Origin of the sequence: Nocardioides oleivorans (assembly GCF_004137255.1) — a bacterium.
Lineage (GTDB): Bacteria > Actinomycetota > Actinomycetes > Propionibacteriales > Nocardioidaceae > Nocardioides > Nocardioides oleivorans.
Genome location: NZ_SDWT01000001.1, coordinates 1,626,107 through 1,641,420, shown reverse-complemented (window position 1 = coordinate 1,641,420; position 15,314 = coordinate 1,626,107). Strand labels below are relative to the sequence as shown.

8 protein-coding genes are annotated in these 15,314 nt (G+C 74.1%); 5 read left to right on the top strand and 3 right to left on the bottom strand.

Going from position 1 to position 15,314, the window contains the following annotated elements; all coding sequences use genetic code 11:
- Positions 1-36 precede the first annotated feature (36 nt).
- The 5 genes from recC to EUA93_RS07785 all read left to right on the top strand — a co-directional run bounded on the left by recC (position 37) and on the right by EUA93_RS07785 (position 11,136).
- Positions 37-3,387 carry an exodeoxyribonuclease V subunit gamma gene (gene recC, locus EUA93_RS07805; protein ID WP_129399608.1) on the top strand — a complete coding sequence of 1,117 codons (3,351 nt, stop codon included), beginning with the start codon at positions 37-39 and terminating at the stop codon, positions 3,385-3,387.
- Complete coding sequence (locus tag EUA93_RS07800; protein ID WP_129399607.1) at positions 3,387-6,734, top strand: UvrD-helicase domain-containing protein; 3,348 nt, start codon at positions 3,387-3,389, stop codon at positions 6,732-6,734. The genes recC and EUA93_RS07800 overlap by 1 nt, the downstream gene beginning before the upstream one ends.
- Positions 6,731-8,488: an exodeoxyribonuclease V subunit alpha gene (recD, locus tag EUA93_RS07795; RefSeq protein ID WP_129399606.1), complete on the top strand. Its 1,758-nt coding sequence runs from the start codon at positions 6,731-6,733 to the stop codon at positions 8,486-8,488. Before EUA93_RS07800 ends, recD begins: the two co-directional genes overlap by 4 nt.
- 86 nt (positions 8,489-8,574) lie before the next feature.
- A complete protein-coding gene (locus EUA93_RS07790) occupies positions 8,575-9,168 on the top strand; it encodes an ACT domain-containing protein (RefSeq protein ID WP_420819076.1) in 594 nt (197 codons plus the stop codon).
- Positions 9,169-9,447: 279 nt separating this feature from the next.
- Positions 9,448-11,136: a sensor histidine kinase gene (locus tag EUA93_RS07785; protein ID WP_129399604.1), complete on the top strand. Its 1,689-nt coding sequence runs from the start codon at positions 9,448-9,450 to the stop codon at positions 11,134-11,136.
- Between the two features lie 103 nt (positions 11,137-11,239).
- On the opposite strand, the gene EUA93_RS07780 is transcribed toward EUA93_RS07785, so the two are convergent.
- The 3 genes from EUA93_RS07780 to EUA93_RS07770 all read right to left on the bottom strand — a co-directional run bounded on the left by EUA93_RS07780 (position 11,240) and on the right by EUA93_RS07770 (position 15,313).
- Entirely contained in the window at positions 11,240-13,285 is a 2,046-nt protein-coding gene (locus tag EUA93_RS07780) for a flagellar biosynthesis protein FlhA (protein ID WP_129399603.1), read from the bottom strand.
- A gap of 78 nt (positions 13,286-13,363) precedes the next feature.
- Positions 13,364-14,539 (bottom strand): EscU/YscU/HrcU family type III secretion system export apparatus switch protein, encoded by a 1,176-nt coding sequence (locus EUA93_RS07775; protein ID WP_129399602.1) that lies wholly within the window; start codon positions 14,537-14,539, stop codon positions 13,364-13,366.
- Between the two features lie 6 nt (positions 14,540-14,545).
- Positions 14,546-15,313, bottom strand: a complete 768-nt coding sequence (locus EUA93_RS07770; protein WP_129399601.1) for a flagellar biosynthetic protein FliR — start codon at positions 15,311-15,313, stop codon at positions 14,546-14,548.
- Position 15,314: the final 1 nt, after the last annotated feature.

Below are 15,314 nucleotides of genomic sequence, written 5' to 3'. Positions count from 1 at the left end.
CACGCGGTGTCGGTCCGCGCTCATAGGGTGGCGCACGTGACCTTGCACCTGCACACCGCCGAGCGGACCGACGCGCTCGCCGACGCGCTCGCGGACCTGCTGGTCACCCCGCTGCCCGACCCGTTCGCCCGCGAGGTCGTCGTGGTGCCGGCCCGTGGCGTCGAGCGATGGCTGACCCAGCGGCTGTCGCACCGCCTCGGCGTGGGGCCGCGCGGCGGCGACGGCGTGTGCGCCGGCGTCGACTTCGTCTCGCCCCACTCGCTGGTCTCGATGCTGCTCGACCGCGACGCGGAGGACCCGTGGAGCCCCGACCGGCTCGCCTGGCCGCTGCTGGAGGTCATCGACGGCTCCCTCGACGAGCCCGGCTTCGAGGACCTCGGCCGCCACCTCGGCCACGGCGACCCGGCCGACGAGCGCTCGGCCCGGCGCTACGCGGTCGCGCGACGGCTGGCCGGGCTCTTCTCGTCCTACGCCACCCAGCGTCCGCAGCTCGTCCGCGACTGGCGCGCCGGCGACGACACCGACGGCGACGGCCACCCGCTGGACGCCGACCTGCGGTGGCAGGCCGACCTCTGGCGGCGGTTGGTGGAGCGGGTCGGCTCGCCGGCCCCGGACGTGCGCCACGCCTCGACCCTCGAGCGGCTCGCGGCCGGCGGGGACGGGCTCGACCTGCCCGGGCGGCTGTCGCTCTTCGGGCACACGCGGCTGCCGGTGACCGAGGTCGAGCTGCTGCGCGCCCTCGGCGAGCACCGCGACGTGCACCTGTGGCTGCCGCAGCCGTCGCCCGACCTCTGGTCCGCGCTCGCGCCGACCGGGGTGGTCGGGCCGGTGGCGCGCTCCGTCGACGACTCCGCCCTGCTGGTCGCCCACCCGCTCCTCGCCTCGCTCGGCCGCGACTCCCGCGAGCTGCGGCGCGCGCTCGGCGACCTCGGCACCGAGCAGCACGCCGCGGGACACGCCGACGCGACGACGATGCTCGGCTGGCTGCAGTCCGACCTGCGCGCCAACCGCACGCCCGACGCCGGGCTGCTCGCCTCGCGGGTGCGCGCGGACACCGACCTGTCGGTGCAGGTGCACGCCTGCCACGGCACCGCGCGCCAGGTCGACGTGCTCCGTGAGGTGCTCGTCGGCCTCCTCCAGGACGACCCCACCCTGGAGCCGCGCGACATCCTCGTGATGTGTCCCGACATCGAGACCTACGCCCCGTTGATCTCGGCCGGGTTCGGGCTCGCCGACGTCGCCCACGAGGACGTCGGCCACCCCGCCCACCGGCTGCGGGTGCGGCTCGCCGACCGGTCACCCGGTGCGACCAACCCGCTGCTCGGGGTCGCTGCCGAGCTCGTCGAGCTCGCGGCCGGCCGGATGACCGCGACGTCGGTGCTCGACCTCGCCGCGACGGAGCCGGTGCGGGCACGCTTCGGGTTCACCGACGACCACCTCGAGCGGATCACCCGTTGGGTCGACCAGGCCGCGATCCGCTGGGGCTACGACCACGACCACCGCGCGGCCTTCGGGCTCGACCTCGACGCCAACACGTGGCTGACCGGCCTCCAACGGGTGCTGCTCGGGGCGGCGATGTCGGGCGAGGGCCACCGCTACGTCCGCGGCACCCTGCCGATCGACGACGTCGGCGACGGCCACCTCGAGCTGGTGGGCAGCTTCGTCGAGATGGTCGACCGGCTGCACACCTTCGTCCGGGCCGCCGGCGCCGCGACGTCCGTCGCCGACTGGACAACGGCCCTCAGCGCGGCCGTGCACGGACTGACGGCCAGCGAGGCGGACGACGCCTGGCGGGTGGCGCAGTTCGACCGCGAGCTCGCCCGCATCTCGGCCGGCGTCGGCGACCACGAGACGCGGCTGCGGCACGCCGACGTGCGGGCGCTGCTGCGGCACCGGCTGCGCGGACGACCGACCCGCAGCAACTTCCGCACCGGCACGCTGACCGTCTGCACGATGGTCCCGATGCGCTCGGTGCCGCACCGGGTGGTCTGCCTCGTCGGGCTCGACGACGGCGTCTTCCCGCGGCTCGAGTCGGTCGACGGCGACGACGTGCTGGCCCGACGACCCCTGACCGGCGAGCGCGACATCCGCTCCGAGGACCGGCAGCTCCTGCTCGACGCGATCGGTGCGGCGACCGAGACCCTGGTCATCACCTACGCCGGACGCGGCGAGCACACCGGCGACGACAAGCCGCCGGCCGTGCCGCTCGGCGAGCTGCTCGACACGCTCGACCGCACCAGCAGCGGGCCCGTGCGCCGGGACCTCGTCGTGCACCACCCGCTCCAGCCGTTCGACGAGGCCAACCTCACCGCCGGCACGCTCGTGCCGGCCCACCGGCGACCGTTCTCCTTCGACCGCACGGCACTGGCCGGCGCGCGCGCCGCCCGGTCGCCGCAGCCCGCCCCCCGCGCGCTCGTGCCCGGCCCGCTGCCCGCGCCCGAGGTGGTCGAGGAGGTCTCGCTGGGCGACCTCCAGGACTTCTTCGCGCACCCGGTGCGCAGCTTCCTGCGCCACCGGCTGCGGGTGACGACGCCCTACGACGTCGACGAGACCAAGGACGCCGTGCCGATCACCCTCGACGGTCTGGAGAAGTGGCAGGTCGGCGACCGGCTCGTGCACGACGTGCTCACGGGTGGCGACCCGCAGGCCGCGATGGTGGCCGAGCAGCTGCGCGGCCTCCTCCCGCCGGAGGACCTCGGCGCTACGATGCTCACCGACATCGTCCAGCGGGTGCGTCCGCTCGTGGAGGCGGCCGTGCCCCTGCGCTCCGGTCCCACCCGCACGATCGACGTCGACATCGACCTCGGCGACCGCCGCCTCACCGGCACCGTCGGCAGCGTCTTCGGCAACAACCTGGTCGCCGTCAGCTACTCCAGCCTCGGCGCGAAGCACCGCCTCGCCGCCTGGCTCGACGCGCTCGCGCTCGCCGCCGGGCACCCCGACGAGAACTGGACCGCGCACACGATCGGCCGCTGGGGTCGGTCCGGCCGGCGCGCGCTGATCCCCCCGATGACCGACGACGAGGCCCGCACCGAGCTGCGCTCGCTCGTCGACGTGATGGAGCGGGGCCAGCGCGAGCCGTTGCCGCTGCCGGTGAAGACCAGCCTGGCGTTCGCCGAGGAGTTCGCGATCGGCACTCACGGCCACGCAGACCCGGACGCCAAGGCGGCCGCCGAGTGGGTCACCCCGCGCTTCAACGAGACCGGCTTCCCGAAGGAGGACGGCGACCAGTGGCACGTCCGTGCGTGGGGCGAGTCGGCCCCCTACGACGTGCTCGCGACACCGTTGCTCCCCGACGAGGAGGGCGAGGCTCCGCACCGGCTGGGCCACTACGCGCTCCGGGTCTGGTCGCCGCTGCTGTCGCACGAGCTGGTGAGGGGGATCTGATGGACGTCTTCGACATCACCGCCCCGCTGCCGACCGGCACCACCCTGCTCGAGGCGAGCGCCGGCACCGGCAAGACCTGGACGATCGCGGCGCTGGTCACCCGCTATCTCGCCGAGGGCGTCGCGACGCTGGAGGAGATGCTCGTCGTCACCTTCACCCGGGCCGCCAGCCAGGAGCTCCGCGACCGCGTCCGGCGCCAGCTCGACGAGGCGGCCGCCGTGCTCGCCGACCCGACCTCCGCCGACGCCGACAACCGGCTGCACGACTGGCTGCTCGACGCCGACGAGCCGGAGCGCACGATCCGGCTGGGCCGGCTCACCGATGCGTTGACGTCGTACGACGCCGCGACGATCGCGACCATCCACCAGTTCTGCCAGCTGGTGCTGCGCAGCCTCGGGGTGGCCGGCGACACCGACACGGGCGCCGTGCTCGTCGAGGACCTCGAGCAGCTCACGTCCGAGGTCACCGACGACCTCTACCTCGGCCTCTTCGCCCGCCGCGAGGCCACCACCTGGTCGCACGAGACCGCGCTCACGATCGCCCGCGCGGTGGTCGGCGACCCGCGTGCCAACGTCGCACCCCGGGAGGCACTGGCCGAGGACCCGGAGGGCCAGGCCGCCGAGCTTGTGCGGTTCGCCAGCGAGGTGCTCGACGAGATCGACCGTCGCAAGCGCCGCCTCGGCGTCCTGTCCTACGACGACCTGCTCGGCCAGCTCGCCGACGCGCTGGCGGCCGACGACTCCCCCGCGCGCGCCCGGATGCGGCAGCGGTGGAAGGTCGCGCTGATCGACGAGTTCCAGGACACCGACCCGGTGCAGTGGCAGGTCTTCGAGCGCGCCTTCCACGGCGCCTCCACGCTGGTCCTGATCGGCGACCCGAAGCAGGCGATCTACGCCTTCCGGGGCGGCGACATCGTGACCTACCTCCAGGCCGCGGAGCAGGCCACGACCCGCCAGACGCTGGGCGTCAACTGGCGCGCCGACCAGCCGCTGCTCGACTCGCTCCAGGTGCTCGTCCAGGGCGCGTCGCTCGGCGACGACCGGATCCCGGTCCACCCGATCACCGCCCACCACCAGGCCTCCCGCCTCGACGGCGCCGGCGCGCCGTTCCGCCTGCGGGTCGTGCGCCACGAGGAGCTGGGGCGCAAGAAGCCGCGCATCGGCGACTGGAGGGGGCACGTCCTCACCGACCTCGCCGCCGACATCAAGCGGCTCCTGACCTCGGGCGCCACGGTCGGCGCCGGCGACGAGGCGCGGCCCGTCGCGCCGAAGGACGTCGCCGTGCTGGCGGCGCGGCGCGCCGACCTGCTCGCCGCGCAGGAGGCGCTGGCCGCCGTCGGTGTCCCGTCGGTGGTCAACGCCGGCGGCTCGGTCTTCAAGACCGCGGCCGCCACGCAGTGGCTCACCCTGCTCGAGGCGCTGGAGCAGCCGCACCGGGCCGACCGGGTGCGGGCGGCCGCCCTGACCGACTTCTTCGGGCGGACCGCCGAGGACCTCCAGGGCGAGGCCGACCCGACCGACGACCTGAGCGACGCCGTGCGCCGCCTCGCCGACGTGTTCGCCGCCCGCGGTGTCGCGGCGGTGCTGGAGATCGCCGTGCTCGGCGGGCTCGTCGCGCGGGTGCTGGGCCGGGTCGGTGGCGAGCGCACGCTCACCGACCTGCGCCACATCGGCGAGGCGCTGCACAAGGTCACCGTCAGCGAGCGGCTCGGGGTGGTCGGCCTGCTCGGCTGGCTGCGCACCCAGGTCGCCGACGACAAGATCGAGGTGGCCTCCGAGCGCACCCGACGCCTCGACTCCGACGCGGCGGCCGTGCAGCTCGTGACGATCCACGGCAGCAAGGGCCTGGAGTACCCCATCGTCTACCTCCCGACGCTCTGGGACCGCTGGGTCCGCGACGAGGAGGTGCCGCTCTTCCACGACGACAGCGGCGAGCGGTGCCGCGACGTCGGCGGACCGAGCCGGTGGCGCGACGCCGCCGCCACGGCGAGTCGTCGCGAGGACGCCGGCGAGTCCCTGCGCCTGCTCTACGTCGCGCTCACGCGCGCCCAGTCGCAGGTCGTCGCGTGGTACTGCCCGACCGCCAACAACACGGCGTCGGCGCCACTGCACCGGATGCTCTTCGGCCGCGCTCCGGGCCACGCCCACGTCAACGACGAGCAGCCGGTCCTCGGCGACGACGAGGTGGTCGAGATCCTCGGTCGCTGGAAGGCGTCGGGCGGCCCGCAGCCCGAGCTCGCCACACCGGGCCCGGTCGACACCACGCCCATCGACCGCGAGCTGCTGCCGCTCGCGGTGCGGTCCTTCGACCGTGGCGTCGACACCGACTGGCGCCGCACGTCCTACTCCGCGCTGTCCGCGGCAGGTGCCCCGCACGCCGGTGCACCCGACCGGGTGCTGTCGGAGCCCGACGAGGTCCCCGAGCTCGACGACGTACCCCTCGACGAGCTGGTCGACGACGCGCCCGCCCCCGAGGTCGACGCCGCACTCAGCGCCGTGGCCTCGCCGATGGCCGACCTGCCGGTGGGTGCCGCGTTCGGCTCGCTGGTGCACGAGGTGCTCGAGCACGCCGACCCCGCCTCCCCCGACCTGCGCGCCGAGCTGCTCGCCCAGGTCGAGGAGCACCGCGCGTGGTGGGCCGTCGAGGTCGACGCCGACGCGCTGGCCGACGCGCTCGTGGCGGTCTGCGACTCCCCGCTCGGCCCGCTCGCCGGCGGCCTGACGCTGCGCGACATCACCCTCCCCGACCGGCTGCGCGAGCTGGACTTCGAGGTCCCGCTCGCCGGCGGAGACCTCGCGGCGCGCTCCGACGACCCCCGTGCGGCGCAGGTGGTGCTCGGCGACCTCGGCCCGCTGCTCCGCGCCCACCTCCCCGACGGCGACCCGCTGCTGGCGTTCGCCGAGACGCTCGACGGCGACGCCGACCTCGCCGGGCAGCGACTCCTGGGCTACCTGACCGGGTCGATCGACGTCGTGGTGCGGGTGCCGGTCGGGGGCCGCACCCGCTACGTCACGATCGACTACAAGACCAACTGGCTCGGTGACCGGGCGGCGCCCGCGACCGCCTGGGAGTACCGCCCGGAGGTCCTCGACGAGGCCATGGGCCACTCCGACTACCCGCTCCAGGCGCTGCTCTACACCGTCGTCCTGCACCGCTACCTGCGCTGGCGGCTCCCCGGCTACGACCCGGCCGAGCACCTCGGGGGCGTGCTGTACCTCTACCTCCGCGGGATGTGCGGGCCGGAGACGCCGAGCGTGGACGGCCGCCCGTGCGGGGTGTTCTCGTGGCAGCCGCCGGTCGCGCTCGTGACCGCGCTGTCCGACCTGCTGGACGGAGTCGCCCCATGACCGACCTCTTCGAGCCGGTCGACGCCACCGACGCGCGGCTGGCCCTCGGTGCCACCGGGCTGCTGGCCTCCTTCAACGCCGCCGGGGTGCTGACCAGCGCCGACGTCCACGTCGCCTCGGCCCTCGGCCGGCTCGGCCGCGAGTCCGACGAGCGGGTGCTCCTCGCCGTCGCCCTGGCCGTGCGCGCGGTCCGCGGGGGCTCGGTGTGCGTCGACCTCGCGACCGTCGCCGACCCGCCCGGCCTCCCGTGGCCGGACGCCGCCGACTGGGCCGCCGCCGTCGCCGCGAGCCCGCTCGTGGCGGCCGGGCTGGTCCGCTGGGACAACGACCTGCTCTACCTCGACCGCTACCACGAGCAGGAGACCCAGGTCGTCGACGACCTGCTCACCCGCGCCGCTTCCGCCCCCGACCACGACCCCGCCCTGATGGCGGCGTCGCTGGCCCGCCTGGTGGCCGCGATGCAGGCGGCCCGCCCGGGGACGTCCTACGACGAGCAGGTGGCGGCGTGCCTGTCCGCCGCCGGCCAGTGGACGACCGTGCTGACCGGGGGTCCGGGCACCGGCAAGACGACCGCGGTCGCCTCGCTGCTCGTCGGGCTGCTCGACCAGCACCCGAGCGGCCTGCGGATCGCCCTCGCCGCACCGACCGGCAAGGCCGCCGCCCGGTTGCAGCAGGCGGTGCACCAGGAGGCCGAGGTCTTCGACGAGGCCGACCGCGTGCGGCTCGCGGGCGTGACCGCGTCCACCCTGCACCGCCTGCTCCGGCCCGACCCGGGCAACTCGACCCGCTTCCGCCACCACCGCGGCAACCGGCTCCCCCACGACGTCGTGGTCGTCGACGAGTCGTCGATGGTGTCGCTCACCCAGATGGCGCGGCTCCTCGAGGCCGTCCGGCCCGACGCCCGCCTGGTCCTGGTGGGCGACCCGCACCAGCTCTCGTCGGTCGAGGCCGGCGCCGTGCTGAGCGACGTCGTGCGCGGCTTCCAGGACCGGCCCGACTCGCCGGTCGCCGCGCTCCGGTCGACCCACCGGTTCGGTGCCGAGATCCACGCGCTCGCCGAGGCGCTGCGCACCGGTGACGCCGATGGAGCGCTGTCCGTGCTGGCCGCCGGGCACGAGGCCATCGAGTGGATCGACGAGGCCGACCCGTCGTCCCGCATCCGCAGCACCGCGCTCGGCGCCGCCCTCGCCGTCCGCGACGCGGCCGAGCACGGCGACGTCGAGGGAGCGCTGCGGGCCCTCGACCGGCACCGCCTGCTGTGCGCGCACCGCGACGGCCCCTTCGGCGTACGCCACTGGAACCGTCGCATCGAGCAGTGGCTCACCGCCGAGACCGGCGACGGGCTCTTCGAGCGCGCCTACGTCGGCCGGCCGCTGCTGGTCACGGCCAACGACCACCAGCTCGGCGTCTACAACGGCGACAGCGGCGTGGTCGTGCTGACGCCCGCCGGACCGCGGGCGGTCATCGCGGCGAGCGACGGCCCGCGCGACCTGGCTCCGTCGCGCCTCGGCGACGTCGAGACGATGCACGCGATGACGATCCACAAGTCGCAGGGCTCGCAGGCCGACGTGGTGACCGTGCTGCTCCCCGACGAGGAGTCGCGCCTGCTCTCGCGCGAGCTCTTCTACACCGCCGTCACCCGCGCCCGCTCCACCGTCCGGGTCGTCGGCTCGGAGGCGGCGATCCGGGCCGCGATCGGCCGGCGGGCCCAGCGCGCGAGCGGGCTCGCCGTACGCCTCGCGGCAGCACCCTGAAACAGCACCGTGACACGCCCGTCCTCAGGGCAAGATGGCGAAACGTCTGCGACACACGCGCGGGATAGCCTCACGGCATGCCCTACCTGATGCGTGTCGAGCTCCCGGACGTCCCGGGATCGCTGGGCCGCGTCGCGACGGCCATCGGTGAGGCCGGGGGCGACATCGAGGCGATCGAGATCGTCGAGAAGCGCGACGGCTACGCCGTCGACGACGTGCTGCTCGAAATCGTCCCGGGCACGATGCCCGACTCCATCGTGTCGGCGTGCAGCCAGCTCGACGGCGTCAGCGTGCTGTGGATCAACCGCTACGCCGCCGGCGGCAACCTCTTCCTCGACCTCGAGGTCGTCGAGGCGCTCACCGAGGATCCCAGGACGGCGCGCGACCGGCTGATCGACCTGCTGCCCATCGCCTTCCGCGTCGACTGGGCCGCCCGGGTCCGGCACTCGCCGGCGGGCTGGGCCGTCGTCCACGCGACCGACGCGGCCCCCACCGACTTCGACCTCGCGCCCGTCACCTCGCCGACCCGGCTGCCGGGCGACGAGATCTACGTCGAGTGCGCGTCCCCCTTCGGCGACGACCACCTGCTCATCGGCCGTCGCGGTGGACCGGAGTTCCTCGACTCCGAGCTCGCCCGGCTCGAGCACCTCGTCGGCCTGGCGATCACGATCTCCCGCTGACCTCCCGAGGCGCGGCCCCGCTGCCCGCCGTACCGTCTGAGCGATCGAGCGGTGAGTGAGCCACCTTTCCGGGCGGCAGAACGTCGCTCACGCACCGCCGGCCCGCGCGTCGGAGCACGACACGCCCCCGAGCGGTGAGTCAGCCACATTTCCGGGCGCCAGAATGTGGCTCACTCACCGCTCGGGCCAGCACAGGGTCGAGGGACGACGACCGGGAGCACGACCACCCCGCGCGGTGAGTGAGCCGTGCCGTCGACGCGGCGCTGGTTCAATGAGCCCATGGTGTTCTCCGGCGACCCGGCGCAGCGCCGTACCGACCTCCTCTCGGTCGTGTCGGTGCTCGACATCGACACCGTGCTCCAGCGCGCCGCCACCATCGCCGCAGAGCGCACCCGCGCGGGCGCGGTGGTCCTCACCGTGGTCGACGAGGTCCTTCCGGGCACCGGCCCCTGGGCGCAGCCGATCGAGCCGGTCGAGCACGCCCGGGGCATCGGTCCCGACGAGGCACGTGCCCTGCGGGCGCGGATCGGGTCCGCCGGCCTGCAGGGCGAGCCGGGCGGCCGCCCGGAGCACGACGTGGTCAGGCTGATCGACCCCGACGGTGGCGGGGAGGTGCTGCGGGTGCCGGTGATCGTCGGCGGGTGCCTGTTCGCGGACCTGCTGCTGCTCTCGCCGCCCGAGGGCGGGTTCGCCGAGGAGGACGTCGCGAGCATCTCCGTGCTCGGCCGCGTGGCCGGCGTGGCCGTGCGCAACGCGCAGAGCTACTCCTTCAACGACCGGCGCCGCGAGGTGCTCGAGCTCGTGGCGGCCGTGGAGCAGTCGATCGAGCCGCCCTTCGAGCTGGACGAGCCCTACGCGCGGATCGCCGCCGCTGCCCAGCGGATCGCCAGCGCCCGCACGGCCGCGGTCGTGAGCACCACCTCGCGCAGCGTGGACGTGTCCGGCACGGCCGGGATCGTCGACGAGGTGCTCACCGAGACCCTCGACCGCCTCGCCGACCGGCTGCGGGTCGCGCAGGACCTCGACGTCGACCTCGTCGTGCGGGCCGGTCCGCACACGGCCTGGGGGATCCCGCTGCGGCCCGACCTCGCCCGCCCCGGCGTCGTGCTGCTCGTGCTCGAGCAGTCCCACGGCCGCCTCACCGGTGACGACCGCAGCCTCATGTCCGGCTTCGTCCGGCACGCGGCGCTGATCCTCGACCACGCCGTCCTGCAGGGCGAGCGGCAGCACGCGATGGTGGCCGCCGACCGCGACCGGATCGCCCGCGACCTGCACGACGTCGTCATCCAGCAGCTGTACGCCACCGCCCTCAAGCTGCGTGCCGGGATCCGCACCGACGGCGACCCGGGCGGTCACCGCGCCGACGCGGTCCGCGAGATCGGCGACTCGATCCGCGACGTCAGGGGTGCGGTCTTCCAGCTCGAGCAGCGTCGTACGGGCTCCCTGCGCGGTGACGTGCTCGGCATGACCCGGGAGTACGAGAAGGCGCTCGGGTTCGTGCCCATCGTGCGGACGTGGGGTGCGGTGGACTCGAGGGTGCCGCTCGCACTGGGCGACCAGGCGAGCGTCGTCCTGCGCGAGGTGCTGTCCAACTGCGCCCGCCACGCGCGGGCCACCCGGTGCGAGGTCGACCTGGGCGTCGACGAGTCCGGGTGGTTCAGCCTGGTCGTCGCCGACGACGGACGCGGAATCCCCGCTGACGCCGTCCCCGGCAGCGGGCTGCGCAACCTCCGGCTGCGCGCGGAGACCCTCGGCGGGGAGCTCGTCGTCGAGCCGGCCGACCCGCACGGGACGCGGGTGTCGTGGCGGGTCCCGCTCGGCGCTCAGCCGTCGCCGGAGCCGGACCCGGCGGGTGGTTCCTCGGTCGACGACGACGGCTCGGCCAGTGCCGGGGCCACGGGATCCGACCAGAGCCACTCGGCGGCGACCGTGAGCAGCAGCCAGGACAGGGCCGACACGACGAGGTAGCGGGCGAGGGCCTGGTCGAGCGGCATCTCGCCGGTGGCCGCCCCGACCAGCGCCGGCGAGGTCAGCACGGCCGCGACGACGAGCATGGTGCCCGACACGGGCCTCATGCTGACACCGCCACGCGGTCACCGGTGACGGTGCCGACCGAGCGGACCTGCGTCGCCCCGACGAGCTCGGTGTAGGAGAGCACGGCCGTGGTCGGCAGGGCCGGCGCGACCATCCGCCGCACGGCGGCCCGAAGCTGCGGGGCGCAGACCACGACGGGTCGCAGCCCCTGCTCCTCGGCGGAGGTCCGCAGCGTGACCAGCTCCCCCAGCACGGTCTGCGCGAGCAGCGGGTCGAGCGCCACCACGGCACCCATGTCCCCCGCACGCACCGCCTCGAGCATGCGCTGCTCGAGGGTGGGCTCGAAGCTGATCACGTGGACCGCTGCCTCGGTGAGGTGCGGCGCGACGATGGCGGGTCCGAGCGAGGCGCGGGCGGCCTCGACCAGGGCGTCGGGGTCCTTGGTGGACGGTGCCTTCAGCGACAGCGCCTCGAAGATGCGGACCAGGTCGCGGACGGCCACGCCCTCGACGAGCAGGCCCTGGAGCACGCGCTGCACCTCCCCGAGGCTCAGCTGCGCCGGGGTGAGCTCCTCGACCACGACCGGGTGGGTGCGGCGTACGAGCTCGGTGAGCGTCTTGACGTCCTCACGGCCCAGCAGCCGCGCGGCGTGCTGGCCGACGACCTCGGCGAGGTGGGTGGTGATGACGGACGCGCGGTCCACGACCGTCGCGCCGCTGAGCTCGGCCTGGACCCGCAGCTCGGCGGGGATCCACGACGCCTCGAGGCCGAAGACGGGTTCGCGGGTGGGCTGGCCCGGCAGCACGCCGACGTTGTCGCCGATCGCGAGCACGGTGCCACGTGGTGCCTCGCCGCGCGCGACCTCGATGCCGAAGAGGCGGATGGCGTAGGTGCCCGTCGGCAGGTCGATGCTGTCGCGGGTGCGCACCGGCGGCACGATGATGCCGAGCTCGCCGGCGATCTTGCGGCGCAGCGCCTTCACCCGGTCGAGCAGGTCGCCTCCGCTGGCGGGGTCGACCAGGTCGATGATGTCGGGCGAGAGCTCGAGGCCCAGCGGGTCCACGTGGATCTCGGCGGCCAGGACCTCCGGGGTGTCGGGGGGCGCTGCGACGACCTGCTCGACCCCCTCGACCGGCTCACCGTCCCCGGGCCGCTGGACCCGGCTGGATGCCAGCAGCATGATCCCGCCGGCGGTGACGAAGGGCAGCTTCGGCAGCCCGGGGATCAGGCAGATCGCGAGCGCGCCGAAGCCGGCGATCTGCAGCGGCATCTTGTTGGCGGTGAGCTGGCGCAGGATGTCGGAGCCCATGTCGGAGTCACCGGTGTTGCGGGTGACGATGAGGCCCGTGGCGGTGGACAGCAGGAGCGCGGGGATCTGGGAGACGAGGCCGTCACCGACCGACAGCAGGCTGTAGGTCGTGATGGCGTCGCCGAACGACATCCCCTTCTGCGCCATCCCGACCGCGAAGCCGCCGAGCAGGTTGACCATCGTGATCACGATCGCGGCGATCGCGTCGCCCTTGACGAACTTCGACGCACCGTCCATCGCGCCGTAGAAGTCGGCCTCCGCGTGCACCTCGGCGCGTCGCCGCCTGGCCTCGTCCTCGTCGATGAGCCCGGAGTTGAGGTCGGCGTCGATGGCCATCTGCTTGCCGGGCATCGCGTCGAGGGTGAAGCGCGCGCCGACCTCCGCGACCCGCTCGGCGCCCTTGGTGATCACCACGAACTGGATGATCAGCAGGATCGCGAAGACGATGAGCCCGACGATGAGGGAGCCGCCGACCACGAAGTGGCCGAAGGTGTCGATCACCTTGCCGGCGTAGCCGTCGAGCAGCACGAGCCGGGTCGCGCTCACGTTGAGCGCGAGGCGGAACAGCGTCAGGACGAGGACGACGGCGGGGAACGCGGCGAACTCGAGCGGCTTGTGCACGAACATCGCGACGAGGAGCACCAGCAGCGCGCTGGTGATGTTGAGCGCGATGAGCATGTCGAGGACGACCGCGGGGAGCGGCACCACGAGCATCACGACGATCATCACGATGCCGGCCGGTACGCCCAGCTGGAGCAGTGCCTTGGGGGCCACGGGGTGCCTTTCGGACGGGTCGCGGAACGAGGTGCGCCCTCCGTGGCACGGGTCGGTGCCGTCCTGGCACCACGGTCCTCATCGGCCGGCGGCGAGGACTCCTGAGGGGTTCGGCTCGGCCGCCTCGCCCGCGTGGGTCGTACGACGACGGCGTCCCGCGCCGGGCAGGACGGGCAGGTCGACCTCGGTGCGGGGGCTGCGGTGCTCGCCGCCGCGCACGCCGGCCGTGCGCCGGGAGATGACGAACGCGAGGACCTGCGCCACAGCGGCGTACAGCTCCGCGGGGATCTCCTGGCCCACGACGGTCGAGCGGTGCAGCGCACGGGCCAGCGGGACGTCGCGGACCAGCGGCACCCGGTGCTCGGCGGCCCGCTCGCGGATCTTCTGCGCCACCACCCCGGCGCCGCGCGCCACGACGCGCGGGGCGCCGCGCTCGGCGTCGTAGCGCAGGGCGACGGCGACGTGCGTCGGGTTGACCAGGACGACGTCGGCGTGGGCGATGTCGGCCATCATCCGGTTGCGCGAGGCGGCGAGCTGGCGCGATCGGATCGCGCCCTTGAGCAACGGGTCGCCGTCGGACTGCTTGCTCTCCTGCTTGACCTCGTGCTTGCTCATCCGGGTCTTCTTGCCCATCCGCCGCCGGATGACGGCATAGTCGGCGACGGCCATCACGAGCCCGGCCACGGCGACGCTGCGCAGCAGCGCCAGCACCCGCTCGTGCACCACCTCGAGCACGGCGGAGATCGGGACGAGCCCGCCGATGAGGGGCATCAGCGCCACCACGGCGCCGTACGCCACGAACCCGACGACCGCGCTCTTGAGCAGCATCTTCGCGCCCTCCCACAGGGCCTGGGTGCCGAAGACGCGCTTGAAGCCCTGGATCGGGTCGAGCTTCTTCAGGGACGGCTTGACCGACTTGGTGGCCATGAAGAAGCCACCCTGGGCGAGGGCGGCGGCGACCCCGACCACCATCACCGCGCACCCCAGGGTGACGAGGGTGACCATCACGTGCCGGGCGCCGCGACCGAGCAGGGTGGTCGCGTCGGCGACCTCGACGTGCCCGCGCAGGCTGAAGCAGTCGCGCATCAGCTCCGCGAGCGCGGTGAGCTCGCGTCCGAGCAGCCCCGGCAGCAGCATCCCGACGATCAGCAGGGTCGCCCAGCCGCCGAGCTCCTGGGTGCGCGGGACCTGGCCCTCCTTGCGCGACTCCCGGCGCTTCTTGGCGGTGGGTTTCTCGGTCTTCTCCTCCGACACCGGTCCTCACCCCCCGCCCACGAGCGCGAACTGCGCCTCGTTGGCCAGCTCGACGAGCCGGGAGACGGCCTCGGGGAGCACCGGGAAGGAGAGCCCGAGGAGCAGCAGGGTGAGGCCGATCTTGGCCGGGAACATCACGTTGATGGCGTTGAGGTGCGGCGCGACCTTGGTCAGCAGGGCGAGGCCGAGGTCGGCGACGAAGAGGACCGCGACGAGCGGCAGCGCGATCTGCACGGCGGTCACGAAGAACATCCCGAACGCCGTCAGCAGCACGTCGGAGGCGCCGTCGAGGCGGGGCGCCTCGCCGATCGGCAGCACGTCGAAGGTGCGCAGCAGTCCACCCAGGACCAGGAGGTGACCACCCGTGGCGAAGAGGATCATCACCGCGAGCATCTGGTGCAGCTTGCCGAAGACGGTGTTCATGTTCATCGACAGCGGGTCGAAGCCCTGGGCGAGCTGGAAGCCGCCGAAGGTGTCGATGAGCGAGCCGGCCGTGGCGATCGCGGCCAGCAGGACGTAGGTCACCAGGCCGAGGGCGGAGCCCACCACGACCTGGGTGAGGGTGGTGACGAGCAGCTCGCCGGTCGAGGTGGGGATGGTGCCCGCCTCGACCGTGGGGACGACGGCGAAGGCCAGGGCCAGCGACAGCACGACCTTGGCGAACGTCGGGACCGCCCGCCCGGCGAACGGCGGCACCAGCGCCAGCCAGGAGACGATGCGCACCGACGCCAGCAGGTAGGCCAGCAGCGGCTCACCCGCGACGGTCAGGGTCACC

Bases quoted from the DNA above. Each gene is read 5' to 3' on its own strand.
- EUA93_RS07800 (WP_129399607.1), top strand. From the start codon at position 3,387: ATGGACGTCTTCGACATCACCGCCCCGCTGCCGACCGGCACCACCCTG.
- recD (WP_129399606.1), top strand. From the start codon at position 6,731: ATGACCGACCTCTTCGAGCCGGTCGACGCCACCGACGCGCGGCTGGCC.
- EUA93_RS07785 (WP_129399604.1), top strand. From the start codon at position 9,448: ATGGTGTTCTCCGGCGACCCGGCGCAGCGCCGTACCGACCTCCTCTCG.